The organism is Bowmanella yangjiangensis (genome assembly GCF_017255015.1).
Taxonomy (GTDB): domain Bacteria; phylum Pseudomonadota; class Gammaproteobacteria; order Enterobacterales; family Alteromonadaceae; genus Bowmanella; species Bowmanella yangjiangensis.
Genome location: NZ_JAFKCS010000129.1, coordinates 1 through 2,133 on the forward strand (window position 1 = coordinate 1; position 2,133 = coordinate 2,133).

The 2,133-nt window shown below is 64.9% G+C and carries 2 protein-coding genes; one reads left to right on the forward strand and one right to left on the reverse strand.

The window, feature by feature from the left end; genetic code table 11:
* Positions 1 to 429: sensor histidine kinase (locus tag J0A65_RS22560; protein ID WP_269814702.1), on the forward strand; the 429-nt coding region annotated here is incomplete at its 5' end.
* A 129-nt stretch (positions 430 to 558) separates the two neighbouring features.
* On the opposite strand, the gene J0A65_RS22565 is transcribed toward J0A65_RS22560, so the two are convergent.
* Positions 559 to 2,133 (reverse strand): TonB-dependent receptor domain-containing protein (locus J0A65_RS22565; RefSeq protein WP_206596557.1); only part of this gene is annotated, 1,575 nt, incomplete at its 5' end.

Sequence of the window (2,133 nt, forward strand, 5' to 3'; positions counted from 1 at the left end):
CCCTGCGAGCTGCCAGCCGACTGCGTCGTGCGCGGGCACCTCAACGGCCTGGCGCAGGCGCTGGAGAACGTGTTGCGCAACGCGATTCGCCACTCCCCCGAGGGCGGGGTGGTGCGCCTGAGCGGTCGGCGCGAAGGGGATCATTGGTGGCTGTGCGTCGAGGACCAGGGGCCAGGTGTACCGCAACAGGCGCTGGAAGCGATCTTTCGTCCCTTCACCCGCCTCAACGCGGCGCGCCCAGGTGGCGATGGCTACGGTCTCGGTCTGGCCATCGCGCGCAGCATGGTGCAACTGCAGGGCGGCCAGTTGTGGGCAGAGAGCCCGGAAGCGGGGTTGCGCATCCATCTGCGCTTGCCGGCGGCCCCTGGCGAGTCCGTACCTCAGCAGCAGGCGCCAGTGGCGGCCCAGGCGGATTCGGCGCTCGGTTGACTCACCTGACTGGGCTGCGCCAGCCGGTTATGGACCTGGATACGGCAGCCGCCACTCGAAGCCGGTGACGGCTTGACGATGCGTCTATGCATGGACGTCCGCCCTGCGTGCAGGGCGGGTCCCGTCGCCTCAGAAGTTCTGCGTCAGGCCGAACACGTAGCGCCGGCCATCGAGGTTGTAGGCGAAGTCCTCATCGGTGGTGACCTCTTTGTTGGTGACGTTGTAGATACCGAACTTGAGGCTCAGGTCGCGGCTGGGTTTGTACACCAGGCCGACGTCGGCGAAGGTGTAGGCGGGGTAGGTCACGCCGTTGCTGCTGGAGCCGCTGGTGCCGGTCTGCCAGCGGCCGGAGGTCTCGCCACGGTAGTTGATCTGGGTCCACAGGTTCAGTTTCTCGCTCGCCTGCCAGTCCAGCGAGGCATTGAACATGTGCTTGGCCACGTCGTTGAGCGGCTCTCCCTTGTACTGCCCGGACTTCTGCTCGGTGCTGGTGTAGGTGTAGCTGTGGCGGTAGGTGAGGTTGTCGAGAATCTGGTAGTCGAGGGTGAACTCGACGCCTCTCAGCTCGGCCTCGTCGACGTTCTCGTAGGCGGTGTAACCGTACTGGTGGGCGGGGTAGGTGGTGCCGTTGTAGGTACAGGCGACGTTCTGGGCGCAGATGCGTCCGGTGCGGTTGATCTTGTCCGCGTAGTCGATCTGGTAGACGGTCAGGGTGCTGCTGAGGCCCAGGTCGAAGTTCTCGTAGCCGATCCCCAGTTCGCGGTTGACGCTGGTTTCCGGGATCAGATCGGGGTTGCCGATGATCACCCCGCCCCTCGAGGTGGCGCCGTAGTCGGTGGCGCTCTGGCGCAGGGCCGGCGCCTTGTAGCCGGTGGTCACGCCGCCCTTGAGGGTGAAGTTGTCATTCAGGCGATAGACCGCGTAGACCTTCGGGCTGAACTCGCTGCCATAGGCCTGGTTGTCATCGAAACGACCGCTCAGGGTCAGGGTCAGGGCATCGGTCAGGCTCCAGTTGTCCTCCAGGAACAGGGAGTTCTGGTAGCGATCCATCTCCACCACCGCGTTGGCGTCCGCCACCACCGGCTCGCGCAGCCCGCTGCTGGCGCCGTCCTCGAGCTTCTCGTACTTGTGCGTCAGGCCCGCGGTGAGGGCGTGCGAGCCGGCGAAGTAGGTCGCCTGGGTATTGGCCGTCAGCACGCTGTACTCGATGCCTTCACCGGTCGTGGCGTTCAGGCGGCTGAGGTTCTCGGAGTGGTCGTAATTGATGTAGCTGTCGCTCAGCAGGTTGCCGTAGCGGCCTTCGTGGGTGATCGCGTACGTGCGCTGGATGGAGTCGGTGAAGGTGGCGTCGTCCGCCTGGGGCAGGCTCTTGCCGGGGTTGGCCCAGCGCCGTTGGCGGCCCTCGTTGTAGTTGAAGGTGACGAGGTTCTGCTCATCGATGTTCCAGCCCAGCTTGCCGCCAGCGTTGCTGCGTCTGTAGCGCGGGTCGGTGGCGCCGCTGTCGTCCTCCCCGATGAGGTGGCTCTCATCCTGGTGCAGGAACGAGCCATTGAGCTGCAGGGACAGCACATCGCGGATCAGCGGCGCATTCAGGTAGGCGCTGGTCTGGTAGCCATCCTCGTTGACGTCGTTCTTGCTGTCGGCCATCGAGTATTCGGCGGTGATGCTGCCACCGAACTCGTTGTGGATCCGCTTGGTGATGAT